The organism is Pseudomonas sp. MF6776, assembly GCF_016613125.1.
GTDB classification, from domain to species: Bacteria; Pseudomonadota; Gammaproteobacteria; order Pseudomonadales; family Pseudomonadaceae; genus Aquipseudomonas; species Aquipseudomonas iridis.
In genome coordinates this window covers 120,587-137,975 of the sequence record NZ_JAENSQ010000005.1, presented here as the reverse complement: position 1 = coordinate 137,975, position 17,389 = coordinate 120,587, and the positions used below count along the sequence as shown (strand labels likewise).

The window sequence follows — 17,389 nt, the reverse complement described above, 5'->3', positions numbered from 1 at the left end:
AGACCGGACGATCTTCTGATCTTTAAAGCATCCGCTCCAGGCCAACGCTGGTACTGAACCACGCATTGAACCGGCGCCACCAACTCCCCGGTTCCTTGCTCAGCGTGTGCATCTGACCGTTATCCTCGGTCACCCAGACGATATTCCCATCCTGCAATTTCGCTTCGTAGCTGAGTGCCGGCGCCATGCCTTGCATCGCCAGTTCGCGCACATGCTCGGCAAGCTGCGGACTGTCCACCAACACGCCGACTTCGGTGTTCCACAGCACCGAGCGAGGGTCGAAATTGAACGAGCCAATAAACGATTTACGCCGGTCGAAGATTATCGCCTTACTGTGCAGGCTGGAGTCCGAGCCGCGAAAGGACTTGCTGTAAAACACATGTGGGCCACTGCCGCCACCGTCCCCCGGTTGGCGGCGCAGTTCGAACAGTTTTACGCCATGTTCCAGCAGCGCCTTGCGATAAGGCGCATACCCGCCATGCACCGCCGGTACATCCGTGGCCTCCAGCGAGTTGGTCAGCAGGCTTACCGAAACCCCGGCATCAGCACGCCCGGTCAGGTACACGAGCCCCGGCTGGCCAGGTACGAAATAGGCCGAGATCATGATCAGTTCTTTGCTGACCCCCGTGAGCTCTGGCGCCAGTTGCGTGGTCAGGAGCAATTGCGGGTCCGGCTCGCCTTTGGACAGCACCTTGCTTGGCGCATCCCACAGCGCCTGGTTCCACGCCCAGATCAGCTCTTTGCGCCAGATGTCCATGCGCGGGTCGGTCTTGAACGTCATCAACTGCTGATACAGCGCGTGGTTCTGCTTTCGGGTTTCCTCCAGCGACTCTTCGAGGCGCATGCGGGTGTTTTGCAAATCCCTGGCCGTCGGTTTGCTGCTGAGGAACTCGTCGATGGGTTTGCTCAACGCGCTGTTCCAGTACTGATCGAAACTGTGCCCGAGCTGCTCGGCCACCGGCCCCACGCTGAGCATGTCGATGTCAGTGAAATTCAGATTCGGCTCGGCATCGAAGTACTCGTCGCCCAGATTGCGTCCGCCGACGATGGCCACGCTGTTATCCGCCAGCCATAACTTGTTGTGCATCCGCCGGTGTTGCAGCGACAGGTTGAACAGTCGTCCGGCTGCCCGGGTCACGCCGGTGCTGCGCCCCAGATGCAGCGGATTGAACAGACGGATATGGATCTGCGGGTGCGCCGCCAGTGTCGCGATGATCTGGTCGAGACCGTCGCTGGTGGTGTCGTCGAGCAGAATCCGCACGCGTACGCCACGGTCGGCGGCTTTCAACAATTCTTCCACCAGCATCCGTGTGCTGACGCCGTCATGCACGATGTAGTACTGCAAATCGAGGCTGCTTTGCGCGTGGCGAATCAGTTCGGCACGGGCGGTGAACGCCTCGGTGCTGTTGGAAAGCAAACGAAAGCCGGATTGCCCTCCGTACGGTGCCGCCTGAGCTTGAATCGACCGGCCGAAAGCCGAGTCGGACGCTGGCAATGCCTGGCTCGGTTCGCGTGGGACGTTCAGGCTCGCGCAACTGCTGAGCAGGAGCATGAGAAGTACAGGGAAAAGTAGGACCGTTCTGGATCTCAAGGAGGATCATCTCATGGCGGGTCGAAGGTCGAAGTATGGCACGGGCGTAGGACATTCTTTGTTCAGATTAAATTCACTCTGGACTTTGAGTCGGCTCTGTCGATGCCCGCTGAAAAGGACTACGCAGTACGTCGAAAACGCTATGCCTGCCAGGTGACTGGAACCTACAGAAAAGCCTCTCTGAACCGGGAATGATGTGCGGGCATAACGGCCGCTCAGGACTGCGCAACGTCCTGAAACGACCTGTGTATGTACCCAACCATCAACCGGTAAATAACAATGAAAAAACTCTATGCAGCCAGTGCCTTGCTATTGGCACTGTCACCCTTTGCAGCTCAGGCCGCCAGCGTCGACCTTACGGTCTCCGGCACAGTGATTCCGACGTCCTGCGTTCCGGCATTCGCCGGTGGCAGCAACGTTAATCTGGGGCGTATTTTTTCCGCCAGTCTGAGCGCAACGCAGCAGAACGATCTGCCTCCAAGGGACATCACCCTAAAAGTCGCGTGCGATGCACCGGCGGCGGTTGAAATCTCGGCGACTGACAACCGTGCCGCCACCAAAGTGTCAGGCCTGACGTTCAATGGCCGGACTTCTGACACGCTTTATTACGGTCTAGGCAACACAAAGGGTGTCGGCATTGGCGGTTTCGGTCTGTTGACCGGCCAGCCACTGGCCGATGGCACGCCACAAACCTTCCTGGTACGCAGCCCACAAAACCGCGTTTGGCGTGTACCGGCCGCCGGCCTGGTATCCAACGCACCTATCACTTATTCGTGGGGGGCAAGTGCTGCGGCGGGTCCTGCCGCTGCTCGGCTGCCCACGTTCCCGATGCAGGTCGCGGCAGCGATTCGCCCGACCGCCGATCTGCCGCCGACCACCGATGAGTTCCAGCTCGATGGTTCGGTGACGTTCAACGTGTTCTACCTCTGAGTCGAAAAACTGACGAGCCCGTGCGGATCGCGTGATGCGCCTCGCAGGACCTGAATAGCGTTAGCGCGTATTTTTTCGCATCAAGGTATCGGCCGAAATCGCCTGGCGCATTCGGCCGATGCCCGCTGGAGAATTTCATGTATCCCCTTTTTTCTTTCCAGGTGCCTGCCGCCTTCGTGGCCGTGTGCCTGTCATTCATGAGCACCAGTAGCCATGCCGCTGGCATGGTTCCGGAAACGCCGGTTGTGGTGGTCGATCAAGCGTCGGGGGAGGCGACCCTGAATGTCCGCAACTCCGACGACCAGCCAGCACTGCTCTACAGCACCATCGAGCACATCCCTGAGGATACCGAGCCGCTGCTATTGCTCAATCCGCCGGTGGCTCGTGTCGAGCCGGGCAAAAGTCAGCAGGTGCGGTTCATTTTGCGGGAGGTCGGACCGCTGAAAACCGAGCGCCTGCAACGCGTGGTATTCGAAGGGATCAGCCCGCGGCAAGGGGGGAGCGGCGCGCAGGTGCATCTGACCGTGCGCCAGAACATCCCGGTGATTGTCCGGCCGGCCAATCTGGCTATCGACCGTATGCCCTGGAAGCGCCTGGTCTGGAGCGTTGCCGGCCAGCAAGTTCGCGTGAGTAACCCGAGTCCGTATGTGGTCAGGCTGTCCAAAGCGGTGAACCTGATTCCCGGTGGCGTCACGCTCGATCTGCAACGCACTTACATTCTGCCGGGCGAAGTGCTGATGCTCGACGCATCGTCGACATTGGGCAGTCACGTACGGTTGTTTCCGGCGTCAACTTACGGTTTTGCCGTCGACAGCTACGACGCGCCGTTGATCGTTCAAAAATGAAACGCAGCGCGCTGCTCCTGCGGGTATTTTGCGCTGTCCCCGGCTGGCTGGCACCGGTCCTCCTGATGCCTTCAGTAGTCGCCGCTCAGACATATACCGAATTCGACCCGGCGGTACTGGAAGCTCGCGGTATCGACCCTGCCACCGCGCGGTTTTTCGGCGTGGAACCCCGTTTCACGGCCGGACGCAGTCGAGTGGTGCTTGAGGTCAACGGCAGGGCTATGGGGTCGGTTGTGGTGAGATTTGATGGCGACGGGCAGCTATGTCTCGATAACCGGTTGCTGGATCAGGCGTCCATTGCCGTACCTTCCGGCTTGCCCGACAACGCCAACAATGGCAGCTGTGTTCACGTGGACCAGCATCTGCCTGGCGTGCAGGTACGGCTTGATCCCGGTTCGCAAAGAGTGATGCTGTTGGTACCGACAGGTTTGCTGCTTGAACCAAAGTCTGGCGCGCGCGCCTGGCAATCGGGCGGCAGTGCCGGGTTATTCAACTACGACGCGCTAGTGGTGAGCGACTCCAGCCTTGGCCAGTCGACCCAATATCTAAACCTTGCTACCGAGTTGGGATTCAATGCCGCCGACTGGGTGGTGCGCAGTCGGCAGAACTACAACTCATCTGCGGGTGTCGAGCGTTTCGATCTTCTCTATACCCATGCTTCGCGCACATGGGAAGCGTATGCGGCGGAGGTGCAGGTCGGGCAGCTCAACATGCGTTCATCGTTGTTCGCGGGGGAGCCGTTCACGGGCGTGCAAATCTTGCCCGACTCGGCCTTGGCCGGGGCCGTGGCAGACGATCCCGGTAGCGGCTCGGTCGTGGAGGGTCATGCACCTTCGCCCGCGCGCGTCGAAGTTCGGCAGAGCGGCGTGGTGGTCTATTCCACTGTCGTACCCGGCGGGCCGTTTGCGCTGCGTAATTTGCCGCTGTTGAGCCGTCATCTGGATCTGGAAGTCACCGTTGTGGCCGAAAGTGGTGAGCGCCACGTATTTCTCGTTTCGGCCGCCTCTTTGAGAGCCCCGTCCCTGCCGGCGAAACCCGGATATGGGCTCGCGGCAGGAAAGGTCCGGCGAATGCGCAATGATGACCGCGAAGCGCCGGCCTTCGTGGCGGCCAGCAAAGACTGGTTGTTGGGCTCGACGACTGGCTTCAGCGCCGGGATCATGGGTGCTGGCGACTATCGTTCCGTAGGCTGGGAGTTAAAGCAGGCTTTGGGCGTGGGGGCGGTGGTCAGCGTGCAGCAGCTGAACTCCATGACCGTGAATTCGGGCCAGGGCCGGAGGACGCAAGCGGCGCTCGGGATGCCTTTGGGCTACGGCCTGTCAGCCAGTATCAACATGAGCCGGCGCAGTGCGGGTTTTCGTACCCTGGCGCAGACGGGGCAGGGTGCTGGAGAGGAGTTGGACCAGCAGGGCGAGCGACAATGGGGCGCCGGGGTCAACTACTCGAGTCGTGACTGGGGCGCCTTTTCGGGCTTTTGGTCAACGTATGCGGGGCAGGGCAGCACGCAACATTCGCGGATGGGGGCGACATGGTCGCAGACTTTTTCCAAGGCCAATCTATCGCTCAGTGTTCAGCGCGAAAGCAGTGGTTCCGCTATGGGAGGGCGAGGTGGCGGTGCCTATCTGACCGTTGGTTTCCCGCTGGGAAGCAAAGGCAGAGTGAACACATTCGCCCGGCACGACGAGCAGCGGGGATTGCGCACGGGTACCCGTTATGCCGAACAATTGAGCGACACGCTGAATTACAGCGTGGAAATGACGCGGGTGCAGAACGGGCAAACCGACTTCAATGCCCGGCTCAGTGCATTGCCGCGTTACACCAGTGTCGACCTTGGTTACTCGCGTAACAGCGTCGGCTCGACCCGTTATGACGCTGGGCTGCGCGGTGGTCTGGTGCTACACGAAGCTGGCGTGACGCTTTCGCCTTATCCGGTGCGCGAGACCTTTGCGCTGGTCAAGGCAGGTGATGATGCCGGTATCCAGCTGAGCACGCCGCAAGGTCCGGTGTGGACCGATGGCGCGGGGCGGGCAGTGGCTTCCAGTTTGTCGGCGTGGCGCACCAGTCGAGTCGAAATCGACACCCGCAGCCTGCCGCGCAATGTGGATGTACTCAATGGTTATCAGGAAGTCGAAGCCGGACGTGGCGCCGTGCCGCGCCTGGACTTTCCCGTAGACACCGTGCGCCGTCTGATGCTGCAGGTGCGTACGCCTGACGGTTTGCCCGTCCCCAAAGGCGCATCGGTGCAGGATGGGCAAGGTAACTATCTCACCAGTGTGGTGGATGCCGGGCTGGTGTACCTGGCCGATGCACCAGTCCTGGTGCGGTTGCGGATCGACGCCGGCATCGGTCAAGCCTGTCAGGTCGAGGTCGATGCGCCGGCAAGCAGCGACACCGATAAGCTCTATGCAACGGTCGACGCGGTCTGCCTATCAGTCGAGGGCCAGTAGCCGGATCGCCGCTGCGCCAACTTTACGCACCGCCTCTTCAATTTGCGGCGTTGGTTTGGCGGCGTAGTTCATCCGCAGGCAATTGCGGTACTTGCCGGAGGCGGAAAAGATGCTGCCAACAGCAATCTGTACGCCTTCTTCAAGCAGCGCACGATTCAGTTTCAGGGCGTCGAAGCCTTCCGGCAGTTCGACCCACAACATAAAGCTGCCTTGCGGGCGGCTGGCGCGCGTGCCGGCGGGGAAGTAGCGGGTCACCCAGTCGATCATCATGTCGCGATTGCGCTGGTATTGCGTACGCATCCGCCGCAAATGCGGCTCGAAATGACCGGACTTGAGAAATTCGGCAATGGCGATTTGCGGCTGTGGCGCGGTCGATCCGGTGCTGATGTATTTCATGTGCAGCACCCGTTCCAGATATCGACCCGGCGCAACCCAGCCGATGCGCAGCCCCGGCGCCAACGTCTTGGAAAACGAACTGCACAACAACACGCGGCCGTCTTCATCGAAGGATTTGATCGTGCGTGGACGCGGGTAGGTGTAGGCCAGTTCGCCATACACATCGTCCTCGATGATCGCTACGTCGAAGCGTTGTGCGAGGTTGAGCAGGGCGCGTTTGCGCGACTCCGGCATGATGTAGCCAAGCGGGTTGTTGCAGTTGGGCGTGAGCTGGATGACCTTGATCGGCCATTGTTCCAGCGCTAGTTCCAACGCTTCGAGACTGATGCCGGTGAGTGGGTCGGTGGGGATTTCCAGGGCCTTCATGCCCAGCCCCTTGAGTGTCTGCATGGCACCGTGGAAGCTTGGCGAATCCACCGCGACGATGTCGCCGGGTTCGCAGATCGCCCGGATGCTGGTGGACAGCGCTTCGTGGCAACCGGTGGTGACGACGAGATCGCTGGCGCTCAACTGGCAGCCGGAATCGAGCATCAGCCGGGCAATCTGCTCACGCAATTCGAGGGTGCCGTGGATGTTGTCGTAATACAGGCCGGGCATGTCCTGGCGGCGACTGATCCGCGCCAGTCCGCGCAGCAACGGCTTCATGGTCGGTGAGCTGATGTCGGGCATGCCGCGACCGAGTTGCACCACATCCTTGCGCGGCACCGCGCGAATCAGTTCCAGCACCTGATCCCACTGCGAGATATCCACAGGTCGCTGTGCCGGCCGGCCAACGGCGGGCAGATCCGGCAGCTCGCGTCCGACCGGCACGAAGTAACCGGATTTGGGTTTCGGCGTGGCCAGGCCACCGTCTTCAAGCATGCGATAAGCCTGCTGCACCGTGCTGAGGCTGACGCCATGTTCTACGCTCAGTGCGCGCACCGACGGTAGTCGATCACCTGGTCGATAGAAGCCTTGTTCGATGCGTGTGCCGAGCAGCTCGGCGAGATTCACATAAAGCGTCATGGCACTGCCTCGATGCAGGTGATTCGAAAAACCAGTACAGATGCGGCATAAATCGACAATTCAGTAGCAGGTATAGCAAATCTGTATGGACGTAATACAGATGTGCTGAATCTGTAATGCTTTTGCCGACCCGCGCATCATGGAATCTCTGGCTACCCAAGTAAACAGGAGCGACAAAAATGAACGGCTTGAGCGATGTGCGGCTGACGTTACACAGTCAGGAACTGGAGGCAGGGCAGGAGGACAGTGCGTGGAACAGCGCCATGCGCAACGCACCGTCCGGCCTAAGTCGCTGGGGCCTGTTCTGGCATCGTCTGCACACGCGCAAGGCATTGCTGAACCTGACAAGCGATCAGCTCAAGGATGTCGGGTTGTCGCGCGAGCAGGCGCTGGAGGAGGGGTTGAAGCCATTCTGGCGGATCTGAATGGTGTGGTGCCCTTTCGGGCCCCATCGCTGGCAAGCCAGCTCCCACAGGTTCTTGGGTGAACACAAATATCGTGAGCACCCATGGTCATTGTGGGAGCTGGCTTGCCAGCGATGACGGCTTCAAGGTCGCAGCAATGCCCTCAGATCAGCTCTTTGAGGCGATGCCACAGCATCCCCAGCGCCAACAACGGCGAGCGCAAATGCTTGCCGCCGGGGAAGGTGATATGCGGCACCTTGGCGAACAGATCAAACCCGCCGCTGTGCTGCCCGCTGATCGCTTCGGCCAGCAACTTGCCCGCGAGGTGCGTGGCATTCACGCCATGCCCCGAGTACGCCTGGGCGTAATACACATTCGGCTGATCCGCGAGCCGACCGATCTGCGGCAAACGGTTGGCGCCGATGCCGATCATCCCGCCCCACTGATAATCGATTTTCACCCCGGCCAACTGCGGAAACACTTCAAGCATCTTCGGCTGCATGTACGCGCCGATGTCCTTCGGGTCGCGTCCCGAGTAATGGCAGGCACCGCCGAACAGCAAGCGACGATCCGCCGAGAGCCGGTAGTAATCCAGCGCCACACGTTGGTCGCATACCGCCATATTTTGCGGCAGCAACTGGTGAGCCAGTTGTTCGCTCAACGGCTCGGTGGCGATGATGTAGCTGCCGGCGGGCAACACTTTGCCGCTCAGCTGCGCATTGAGGTTGTTCAGATAGGCGTTGCAGCCCAGCACCAGGGTCTTGGCGCGAACTGAACCCTGGGCGGTATGCACGCGGACTTGCGGGCCGTAATCGATGCGTGTGACGGCCGACTGTTCGAACAGTCTGACGCCCAGTTGCTGCGCTGCTGCGGCTTCGCCCAACGCCAGATTCAGCGGATGCAGATGGCCGGAACCCATGTCGATCAAACCACCGATGTAGCGTTTGGAGCCGACCACGGTGTGCATTTCATCGGCTTGCAGCAGCCGGGTTTCGTGGCGATAACCGAGGCTGCGCAGCTCCTCGGCATCTTCTGCAAAGCCTTCGAGGTCCGACGGCTTGTTGGCGAGGTCGCAATAGCCCCAGGTCAGATCGCAGGCAATCTGAAAACGCTCGACGCGCTGACGGACAATTTCCACGGCTTCCAGGCCCATGAGTTTCATCTGTCGCACGCCATCGGCGCCGATCACGTTTGTGAATTGATCAAGACCATGGCCAACCCCGCGAATCAGTTGCCCGCCGTTGCGACCGCTGGCGCCCCAGCCAATCTTGTGCGCCTCCAGCACCACCACGCTGAGGCCGCGTTCGGCCAGTTCCAGCGCGGTGTTCAGCCCGGAAAAGCCACCGCCGACCACGCACACGTCCGCAATCACCTCGCCTTGCAGCAACGGATGGTCCGGTTGCGGCAGGCTGCTGGCGGCGTAATAAGAGGCTGCGTGAGGTTGGCTCGCGGTGGTGTGGGCGCGGGCAGTCATGGGCGTCATCCTGAGCGGGGTGTCGAGAAAATTTGACGGAGCATAAGCCGCACGCGCGAAGTCGGGCAACACTGGTCGGCCCGCGGTGTCTGGATCACGGCTTTTACGGCACAATTGCCGCCTACTCCACGTCGGTCAATGTTTCGATGAGCTGCAACAGCGAGAAAATCCGCACCCTGCGTCAGCACATCCCCACGTTCGAGTGCGTGCCGGGCTGCCACGACTGCTGTGGGCCCGTGACCACCTCGCCCGAAGAAATGGCGCGCCTGCCGCGCAAGACCCGCGCCGAGCAGGATGCGGCGATGGACGAGCTGAACTGCGTGCACCTGGGGCCGAATGGGTGCACGGTGTACGGCGAACGGCCGCTGATTTGCCGGTTGTTTGGTACCACCAAAACGCTGCCGTGCCCGAATGGGCGGGGGCCTGTGGAACTCATTCATCCCCGCGCTGAAAAGCAAATCTTCGAATATATGGCGGCGAATCGGCAGGTGTTGGTCTAACAGGTTCGCTTCGAACCGCGTTGCTGCCATCGCTGGCAAGCCAGCTCCCACAGGTTTCTGGGTGAACACTCATGATCACTGTGGGAGCTGGCTTGCCAGCGATGGGGCCAGGTCAGACGCCACAAATATCAATCGGGAATAGGCAAGTTCAAGCTTTCCTTAACCTCTTCCATCACGATATAGCTCTTCGATTCACGCACATGTGGCAGCTTCAACAGGATGTCGCCGAGCAGCTTGCGATAAGAGGCCATCTCGGAAATCCGCGCCTTCACCAAATAGTCGAAATCCCCTGACACCAGGTGACACTCCAGCACGTGGGGCAACTTCAGCACCGCGCGTCTGAACTCTTCGAAAGTGTCGCCGGATTTGTAGTCGAGGCTGATCTCGACGAACACCAGCAAGCTACCCTTCAAGTGCTGCGGATTCAGCCGGGCGTTGTAGCCCATGATGATCCCCTCGCGCTCCAGGCGCCGCACCCGCTCGGTGCACGGCGTGGTGGAGAGGCCGACCTTTTCTCCGAGTTCGGTGAACGAAATCCGACCGTCCGCCTGCAGGATCCGCAAAATGTTGCGGTCGATCTTGTCCAGCTCACGTTTGGTCTGAGTGTTGGTACGCATAGGGGATGCGTCTCCGTGAAAAGGGTTTTTGCCGAGAATTGTCGCCAAATATAGGCGCTTATACAGTGAAAAGCACTGGCAAATCTTTCTTACACTGCGCGCATCATTGCTCTAACAACAGACGTACGCGGCACGCCGCGATGAGGGATACAAAAATGCGCGTTATGGTCTTGGGTAGCGGCGTCATCGGTACCGCCAGTGCTTACTATCTGGCCCGTGCCGGGTTTGAAGTGGTGGTGGTCGACCGGCAGCCAGCCGCCGCCATGGAGACCAGTTTCGCCAACGCCGGCCAGGTCTCGCCGGGTTATGCCTCGCCGTGGGCAGCGCCGGGCGTGCCGCTCAAGGCCATAAAATGGCTGTTGCAACGCCACGCGCCACTGGCGATCAAGGCTACCGCTGACATCGACCAGTACTTGTGGATGGCGCAGATGCTGCGCAACTGCACCGCCAATCGTTACGCGGTGAACAAGGAGCGCATGGTGCGTCTGTCCGAGTACAGTCGTGACTGCCTCGACGAATTGCGCGCCGAAACGGGCATTGCCTACGAGGGTCGCAGCCTCGGTACGACGCAACTGTTCCGAACCCAGGCGCAACTCGATAACGCCGCCAAAGACATCGCCGTGCTGAAAGAATCCGGCGTGCCGTTTGAAGTCCTCGACCGCGCCGGCATTGCCCGCGTCGAGCCGGCCCTGGCGGGCGTGACCGATATTCTCGCCGGTGCCCTGCGCCTGCCGAACGACCAGACCGGCGACTGCCAGATCTTCACCACGCGTCTCGCCGAAATGGCGGTGCAACTGGGTGTGGAGTTCCGCTTCGGCCAAGACATCCAGAAACTCGACTTCGCCGGTGATCGCATCAACGGCGTGTGGATCGACGGCAAGCTGGAAACCGCCGACCGCTACGTGCTGGCCCTCGGCAGCTACTCGCCGCAATTGCTCAAGCCGCTGGGCATCAAGGCGCCGGTTTACCCGCTCAAGGGTTACTCGCTGACCGTGCCGATCACCAACCCGGCAATGGCCCCGACTTCGACCATTCTTGACGAGACCTACAAGGTCGCGATCACCCGTTTCGACAACCGCATCCGCGTTGGCGGCATGGCCGAGATCGCCGGTTTTGACCTGTCTTTGAACCCGCGTCGACGCGAAACCCTGGAGATGATCGTCAACGACCTTTATCCTCAGGGCGGCAATCTGGCCGAGGCGAGCTTCTGGACCGGCCTGCGTCCGACCACTCCGGACGGCACGCCGATCGTGGGCGCGACGCCGTTCAAGAACCTGTTCCTCAACACGGGTCACGGCACGCTCGGCTGGACCATGGCGTGCGGGTCCGGTCGTTTGCTGGCCGACCTGATGGCGAAGAAAAAGCCGCAAATCAGCGCCGAAGGCCTCGATATTTCCCGTTACGGCAACAAAATTCAGGAGTCCGCAAAACATGGCAATCCAGCGCCAGCTCACCAATGAGCGCATGAGTCAGATCGTCAGCCACAACGGCACTGTGTATCTGGCCGGGCAGGTCGGCGATGACTTTGACGCCGGAATTGAACAGCAGACCCGTGAGGTGCTCGCCAACATCGAGCGCTTGCTGGATCTGGCGGGCACTGACAAGCAGCATCTGCTGTCGGCGACCATCTACCTCAACGACATCGAGGCACACTTTGCCGGGATGAACTCGGTGTGGGATCAGTGGCTGCCCAAAGGCGCTGCCCCGGCCCGCGCCACCGTCGAAGCGAAGATGGCCAAACCGAGCATTCTGGTGGAGATTTCCATCGTCGCCGCACTGCCGTAATACGTTGTAAAGATCCCTCTCCCGGTGCTGTTGGCGGTTCACGCCGTCAGCCAGCGCCGGTTTTTATTCCCATGACCGCCTAGAAGTCTGCCGCCATGCGTCCAGCCCGTGCCCTGATCGACCTCCAAGCCCTGCGTCACAACTACCGAATCGCCCGTGAAGTCACCAGCGCCAAGGCGCTCGCGGTGATCAAGGCGGATGCCTACGGCCATGGCGCGGTGCGTTGCGCCCAGGCGCTGGAAGGAGAGGCCGACGGTTTTGCCGTCGCCTGCATCGAAGAGGCCCTGGAGCTGCGCGCCGCCGGCATTCGTGCGCCGGTGTTGTTGCTTGAAGGCTTTTTTGAAGCCGATGAGCTGGCGCTGATCGTCGAGCATGATTTCTGGTGCGTGGTGCATTCGCTGTGGCAGCTCGAAGCAATTGAACAGGCCGCGCTGAACAAGCCGATCACCGTGTGGCTGAAGCTTGATTCGGGCATGCATCGCGTTGGCCTGCATCCCAAGGACTACCCGGCCGCCTATCAACGCCTGCTGGCCAGCGGCAAAGTGGCCAAGATCGTCTTGATGAGCCACTTCGCCCGCGCCGACGAACTGCACGAGCAGAGCAGCGCTGACCAGGTCGCCGTGTTCGAAGCCGCGCGGCAGGGCCTCGCCGCCGAAGTCAGCCTGCGCAACTCGCCAGCCGTGCTCGGCTGGCCACAGATTCACAGCGACTGGGTGCGCCCGGGGATCATGCTCTACGGCGCCACGCCGTTCGAAGAATCCCACACCGTGGCCGGGCGTCTGCTGCCGGTGATGACCCTCGAGTCGAAAGTCATCAGCGTGCGTGAATTGCCGGCCGGCGAACCTGTTGGTTACGGCGCCAAGTTCATCACCGACAAACCGATGCGCATTGGCGTGGTTGCCATGGGTTACGCCGATGGGTACCCACGTCAGGCGCCAACCGGCACGCCGGTTTTGGTCGCGGGCAAACGCAGCCGCATCATCGGCCGAGTATCGATGGACATGCTCTGCATCGACCTCACCGATGTGCCAGAAGCCGGATTGGGTTCGACCGTCGAGCTGTGGGGCAAAAACATCCTCGCCAGTGAAGTGGCGCAGTGGGCCGGCACCATTCCGTACCAGATCTTCTGCAACCTGCGTCGAGTGCCAAGGCTCTATTCCGAGGGTTGAGGCCGCTACAGAGCCCACGTGTTGTAAATACTGAACGCTGTCGCCATGATAACGCTCAATATTTCTACAACATCAGGAGGCTTAAGCCTTGGACGTCGGTGAACGACTGCAATCGATCCGCAAGCTCAAAGGGCTTTCCCAGCGTGAACTCGCCAAGCGCGCGGGCGTCACCAACAGCACCATTTCGATGATCGAAAAGAACAGCGTCAGCCCTTCGATCAGTTCGCTGAGGAAGGTTCTGGGCGGGATTCCCATGTCCATGGTCGAATTCTTTTCCGAAGAGATCCTGCAGGAAATACCGACCCAGATCGTTTACAAGGCCAACGAGCTGATCGACATTTCCGACGGCGCCGTGACCATGAAGCTGGTCGGCCGCGCGCACCCTAGCCGGGCCATCGCGTTTCTCAACGAAATCTACCCGCCGGGCGCCGACACCGGCGAAGAAATGCTCACCCACGAGGGCGAGGAAACCGGGATTTTGGTGGAGGGTCGTCTGGAATTGGTGGTGGGTCTTGAAACTTTTATTCTCGAAGCCGGCGATAGCTACTACTTTGAAAGTACCAAGCCGCATCGTTTTCGTAATCCGTTCGACTTGCCTGCGCGACTAATCAGCGCAGCCACGCCGGCGAATTTTTAAACAAAGAGGCGCCAAGCCATAACGGCAAAGGCATCCGAACAGTTTTTCCACAGCGCGGTATAACCCCTTCGACTATGGGGTTGTTTCAGTGTGGCGGGCTAACCGCTATACTTGCGCCCGCCTGCGAACCGTGGCCGCAGGCGTGAATAGCCACCATTGAGGGTGAACGCGTGAACCTAATTATGAAAATGCTGGCTGCACCAGCAACCGTACTGGCCCTCTGGGCTGTCAGCGCTCAAGCTGCGACGAACGACGACATTGCCAAACGCCTCGAGCCCGTCGGCCAGGTGTGTGTGCAAGGTCAGGAATGCAAAGGGATGGAAGTGGCGGCGACTGCCGGCGGCGGTGATGCCAAGACTCCAGACTCGATCATTGCCAAACATTGCAACGCTTGCCACGGCACCGGCCTGTTAGGCGCGCCGAAAATTGGTGACACCGCAGCGTGGAAAGAGCGCGCCGATAAGCAAGGCGGCCTCGACGGCATCCTGGCCAAGGCGATCACTGGCATCAACGCCATGCCGCCCAAGGGTACCTGCGCGGATTGCTCGGATGCAGACCTCAAAGGTGCAATCGAGAAGATGTCCGGCCTGAAGTAGGGCGTACTGCTGATGAAAAAAACCGTCTTTGGACGGTTTTTTTGTGTCTGCGATTCAAGAGCCCTCCAGCCCAGCCCTCTCCCAGAGGTAGAGGGGCCGACCGAGGTGTCTGGCGTCCGACATCGACCTGAAAGACTTCATCGATTATGGATTCGGCACAACCTCTTTCACGTCGATTACGGATTCGGTAGAGCACTTTCAGGTCGATGTAACTTCAAAGCATCCCCCAATCAGTCCCCTCTACCCCCGGGAGACGGCAAGTGATCTCCAGCCATAAAAACTCCCGTGGCCGACAATCGTCCAGGACTTTGGGCTGTCCTTTGCAGCAAACTCAAGGCAATCTCGGTCTACCCCTATCAACGGAACGGGCGGGAGGCTTCAGATGGTGCAGTTGTGTTCGATCGAACAGGCAGTGGATGATGTGCTGGCGCGGTTGCCGGCGCATATCCACATGGGCCTGCCGCTGGGGTTGGGCAAACCCAATCACTTCGTCAACGCGTTGTACCGGCGCATCAAAGGGCTGCCCGATCGGCAACTGACGATTTACACGGCGCTGTGTCTGGGCCGTCCGAGTCTGGGCGACGGTTTGCAGAAGCGCTTTATCGAGCCCTTCGTCGAGCGAGTCTTCGGTGACTACCCGGAATTCGATTTCCTCGCCGACCTGCACCGCGACAGCCTGCCCGCCAACATCCGCATTCAGCAGTTCTTCATGCAGCCCGGCAGCCTGCTCAACAGCGCGCCGGCCCAGCAGGATTACGTCAGCAGCAACTACAGCCATGCCGCCCGCGACATTAACGCCGCCGGCCTGAACCTGGTGGCGCAACTGCTGGCCAGCAGCAGCGAACATCCCGACCGTCTGAGCCTGAGCTGCAACCCCGACATCACCCTCGACCTGTTACCGATGATCGCCAAGCGCCGCGAAGCCGGGGAAACCATTTTGCTGGTCGGCCAGGTTCATACCGAGCTGCCGTACATGCCCGGCGACGCCGAGGTTGATATCGACACGTTCGACTTGCTGGTCGACGAGAAGGACAGCAGCACGCTGTTTTCCACCCCGAACATGCCCGTCGGTTTTCAGGATCACTTCATTGGTTTGCATGCCAGCGTGTTGGTGCGCGACGGCGGCACGTTGCAGATCGGCATTGGCTCGATGGGCGATGCGCTGACCGCCGCACTGTTGGCGCGCCAGGCCGATAACGCGGGTTATCAAGCTTTGCTCGCGGATGTAAACCTCAGCCAGTGGGCGCAATTGATCGAGCGCGAGGGCGGGACGGGGCCGTTCGCCAAAGGCCTGTACGGTTGCAGCGAAATGTTCGTCAACGGCCTGTTGGTGCTGGCGGATGCCGGGATTATCCGGCGCAAGGTTTACCCGGATGTGCCAACCCAAGAACAAGCCAACGCCGGCACTCTTGATGAAGCGGCGCAGACCGACGGCATCTCGGTGCATGGCGGCTTCTTTCTTGGCCCCCGCAGCTTCTACGAGCGCCTGCGTGAATTGCCGCAGAGCAAGCGCCTCGAATTCAACATGACCCGTATCAGCTACATCAACGAGTTGTACGGGCAGGAAGAGCTCAAGCGGCTGCAACGCCTTGATGCGCGCTTCATCAACACGGTGTTCAACATGACGTTGCTCGGAGCCGGTGTGGCCGATCAACTGGAAGACGGCCGGGTGCTCAGCGGCGTCGGCGGGCAGTACAACTTCGTCGCCCAGGGTCATGCCCTGCAAGGTGCGCGATCGATGCTGATTCTGCGCAGCTGGCGCGAGTCCGGCGGTGAGGTGAATTCGAACATCGTCTGGGAGTACGGTCACTGCACCATCCCGCGGCATCTGCGCGACATAGTGGTCACCGAGTACGGCATCGCCGATCTGCGCGGCAAAACCGATGCGGCCGTGATCGAAGCGCTGTTGAATATCAGCGACTCGCGCTTCCAGCCGGGACTGATCGAGCAAGCGCAGAAGGTCGGCAAGCTGCCGAAGGATTTCCTTATTGATCCGCGCTTTGCCGACAACACGCCAGAGCGTTTGCAGGCGATTGCCGCACGCCATCCGAATCTGTTTCCGGAATATCCGTTGGGTTGTGATTTCACAGCGATCGAGCGGGATTTGTTGCGGGCGTTGAACTGGCTGAAGAGCAAGTTCAAGTTGACCGAGATTCTGGAGCTGGGCAAGGCAGCGCTGGATGCGCCGCAGGCTTCGCTTTATCCGGAGCATCTGGAGCGGATGCAGCTTGCGAACCCGGAAGGCTTGAAAGAGGACCTGTTCCAGCGCCTGTTGCTTACTGGCCTGAAGGCCACCGCGCAATAGACACCGACCCAGAAACCATTTTGGGAGCTGGCTTGCCAGCTCCCACAGGTATCAGGCGGTGCTTGCGGCTTTCAGCAGTTACTCGATGAAGGTTACAACGCCATCCTTCAGCGATTGCACGCGGGCCAGCGACTCAACGCGATAGCCCTGCGAATCCAGTTCGGCACGGCCGCCCTGGAACGACTTCTCGATGACGATGCCCAGACCGGCGACGGTGGCGCCAGCCTGCTTGATGATCGAGATCAGCGCCTGGGATGCCTTACCGTTGGCCAGGAAGTCGTCGATGATCAGCACGCGGTCGCTGCTGGTCAGGTGACGCGGGGAGATGGCCACGGTGCTTTCAGTCTTTTTGGTGAACGAGTAAACGGTCGCCGACAGCAGGTTTTCAGTCAGGGTCAGGGACTGTTGTTTGCGGGCGAAGATCACCGGCACGCCAAGGTTCAGACCGGTCATGATCGCCGGGGCAATGCCCGAGGCTTCGATGGTGACAATCTTGGTGATGCCCGAGTCCTTGAACAGCGAGGCGAATTCGTCGCCGATCAGCTTCATCAGGGCCGGGTCGATCTGGTGGTTCAGAAAGGCGTCGACTTTCAGGACCTGATCGGAAAGCACGATGCCTTCTTCGCGAATTTTCTTGTGCAGTGCTTCCATGAAGCTTTTCCTCTATTGGCGCACGCGCGCCCTAAAC

The 17,389-nt window shown here is 60.4% G+C and carries 16 protein-coding genes; 11 read left to right on the top strand and 5 right to left on the bottom strand.

What is annotated here, in order from left to right; translation table 11 throughout:
- Window positions 1-22 precede the first annotated feature (22 nt).
- Window positions 23-1,552, bottom strand: coding sequence for a phospholipase D family protein (locus JJD74_RS07680; protein WP_115146633.1), 1,530 nt, complete (start codon window positions 1,550-1,552; stop codon window positions 23-25).
- A 318-nt stretch (window positions 1,553-1,870) separates the two neighbouring features.
- Here JJD74_RS07680 and JJD74_RS07675 point away from each other — a divergent pair, with 318 nt between their 5' ends.
- The 3 genes from JJD74_RS07675 to JJD74_RS07665 all read left to right on the top strand — a co-directional run bounded on the left by JJD74_RS07675 (window position 1,871) and on the right by JJD74_RS07665 (window position 5,813).
- The gene (locus JJD74_RS07675) at window positions 1,871-2,521 is read left to right on the top strand and encodes a DUF1120 domain-containing protein (protein ID WP_200612641.1); all 651 of its coding nucleotides are present in this window, start codon (window positions 1,871-1,873) and stop codon (window positions 2,519-2,521) included.
- Between the two features lie 137 nt (window positions 2,522-2,658).
- Window positions 2,659-3,366 (top strand): fimbria/pilus chaperone family protein, encoded by a 708-nt coding sequence (locus tag JJD74_RS07670; protein WP_042561743.1) that lies wholly within the window; start codon window positions 2,659-2,661, stop codon window positions 3,364-3,366.
- A gap of 65 nt (window positions 3,367-3,431) precedes the next feature.
- On the top strand, window positions 3,432-5,813 hold the full coding sequence (locus JJD74_RS07665) for a fimbria/pilus outer membrane usher protein (RefSeq protein WP_200612637.1): 2,382 nt from the start codon (window positions 3,432-3,434) through the stop codon (window positions 5,811-5,813).
- Here JJD74_RS07665 and JJD74_RS07660 read toward each other — a convergent pair.
- Window positions 5,796-7,214 carry an aminotransferase-like domain-containing protein gene (locus tag JJD74_RS07660; protein ID WP_042561742.1) on the bottom strand — a complete coding sequence of 473 codons (1,419 nt, stop codon included), beginning with the start codon at window positions 7,212-7,214 and terminating at the stop codon, window positions 5,796-5,798. The genes JJD74_RS07665 and JJD74_RS07660 overlap by 18 nt on opposite strands.
- 179 nt (window positions 7,215-7,393) lie before the next feature.
- Here JJD74_RS07660 and JJD74_RS07655 point away from each other — a divergent pair, with 179 nt between their 5' ends.
- Window positions 7,394-7,639 carry a DUF1127 domain-containing protein gene (locus JJD74_RS07655; RefSeq protein ID WP_115146629.1) on the top strand — a complete coding sequence of 82 codons (246 nt, stop codon included), beginning with the start codon at window positions 7,394-7,396 and terminating at the stop codon, window positions 7,637-7,639.
- A gap of 142 nt (window positions 7,640-7,781) precedes the next feature.
- On the opposite strand, the gene JJD74_RS07650 is transcribed toward JJD74_RS07655, so the two are convergent.
- Window positions 7,782-9,092 carry an NAD(P)/FAD-dependent oxidoreductase gene (locus JJD74_RS07650; protein ID WP_200612620.1) on the bottom strand — a complete coding sequence of 437 codons (1,311 nt, stop codon included), beginning with the start codon at window positions 9,090-9,092 and terminating at the stop codon, window positions 7,782-7,784.
- 146 nt (window positions 9,093-9,238) lie between these two features.
- Between JJD74_RS07650 and JJD74_RS07645 the strand changes: the two genes are divergently transcribed.
- The gene (locus JJD74_RS07645) at window positions 9,239-9,592 is read left to right on the top strand and encodes a YkgJ family cysteine cluster protein (RefSeq protein ID WP_200612943.1); all 354 of its coding nucleotides are present in this window, start codon (window positions 9,239-9,241) and stop codon (window positions 9,590-9,592) included.
- A 128-nt stretch (window positions 9,593-9,720) separates the two neighbouring features.
- Here JJD74_RS07645 and JJD74_RS07640 read toward each other — a convergent pair whose 3' ends face one another.
- Window positions 9,721-10,209: an Lrp/AsnC ligand binding domain-containing protein gene (locus tag JJD74_RS07640; protein WP_003206849.1), complete on the bottom strand. Its 489-nt coding sequence runs from the start codon at window positions 10,207-10,209 to the stop codon at window positions 9,721-9,723.
- 155 nt (window positions 10,210-10,364) lie between these two features.
- On the opposite strand from JJD74_RS07640, the gene dadA reads away from it, so the two are divergent.
- The 6 genes from dadA (at window position 10,365) to JJD74_RS07610 (ending at window position 16,701) form a co-directional block, all read left to right on the top strand.
- Window positions 10,365-11,669 carry a D-amino acid dehydrogenase gene (dadA, locus tag JJD74_RS07635; protein ID WP_042561738.1) on the top strand — a complete coding sequence of 435 codons (1,305 nt, stop codon included), beginning with the start codon at window positions 10,365-10,367 and terminating at the stop codon, window positions 11,667-11,669.
- Window positions 11,641-11,994 (top strand): RidA family protein, encoded by a 354-nt coding sequence (locus tag JJD74_RS07630; protein WP_042561737.1) that lies wholly within the window; start codon window positions 11,641-11,643, stop codon window positions 11,992-11,994. The genes dadA and JJD74_RS07630 overlap by 29 nt, the downstream gene beginning before the upstream one ends.
- 95 nt (window positions 11,995-12,089) lie before the next feature.
- Window positions 12,090-13,163 (top strand): alanine racemase, encoded by a 1,074-nt coding sequence (alr, locus tag JJD74_RS07625; RefSeq protein WP_200612617.1) that lies wholly within the window; start codon window positions 12,090-12,092, stop codon window positions 13,161-13,163.
- An 88-nt stretch (window positions 13,164-13,251) separates the two neighbouring features.
- Entirely contained in the window at window positions 13,252-13,800 is a 549-nt protein-coding gene (locus JJD74_RS07620) for a cupin domain-containing protein (protein ID WP_025112726.1), read from the top strand.
- 170 nt (window positions 13,801-13,970) lie between these two features.
- On the top strand, window positions 13,971-14,396 hold the full coding sequence (locus tag JJD74_RS07615; protein ID WP_181818469.1) for a c-type cytochrome: 426 nt from the start codon (window positions 13,971-13,973) through the stop codon (window positions 14,394-14,396).
- Window positions 14,397-14,778: 382 nt separating this feature from the next.
- Complete coding sequence (locus tag JJD74_RS07610; protein ID WP_200612614.1) at window positions 14,779-16,701, top strand: acetyl-CoA hydrolase/transferase family protein; 1,923 nt, start codon at window positions 14,779-14,781, stop codon at window positions 16,699-16,701.
- A gap of 78 nt (window positions 16,702-16,779) precedes the next feature.
- Here JJD74_RS07610 and JJD74_RS07605 read toward each other — a convergent pair whose 3' ends face one another.
- Complete coding sequence (locus JJD74_RS07605) at window positions 16,780-17,352, bottom strand: xanthine phosphoribosyltransferase (protein WP_042561733.1); 573 nt, start codon at window positions 17,350-17,352, stop codon at window positions 16,780-16,782.
- Window positions 17,353-17,389 lie beyond the last annotated feature (37 nt).